The organism is Massilia sp. 05N420, assembly GCF_056397205.1.
The window spans coordinates 1-373 of the sequence record NZ_JBFTMX010000264.1 but is presented as its reverse complement, the minus strand read 5'-3'; the positions used below and the strand labels follow the sequence as shown (position 1 = coordinate 373).

General features: G+C 55.0%; 1 protein-coding gene. It reads left to right on the top strand.

From position 1 onward, the window contains the following. Positions 1–117: 117 nt before the first annotated feature. Positions 118–373 (top strand): cupin domain-containing protein (locus tag AC1DIX_RS28260; RefSeq protein ID WP_477328685.1); only part of this gene is annotated, 256 nt, incomplete at its 3' end.

Genomic DNA, 373 nt, shown 5'->3' with positions numbered 1-373 from the left:
TGTTTGGTAGCCGCGACCTGTCTCCAATTTTCGGCGTTGGTCACGCGCGCGCACGATGTCGGCGAGCATGTGCAACCCGTTTTCCAGCATGAACTTCCTAATGTCCCGGGTAAGAGCATGATCGCCGCGGTTGTCACTTACGAACCGGGTGGAAAGTCCCCGGCGCATCACCACGCCAAGTCGGCATTCATCTTCGCTCACGTCTTGTCCGGATCGATCCGGAGCAAAGTGAACGATGGAGAGACCAAGGTCTATAAAACTGGCGAAAGCTTCTACGAAGAGCCAGGTTCAAGTCACTCGATTAGTGAGAATGCCAGTGAGACGGAATCCGCGAGCCTCTTGGCGGTTTTCGTCGTGGATTCTGACGACAAGA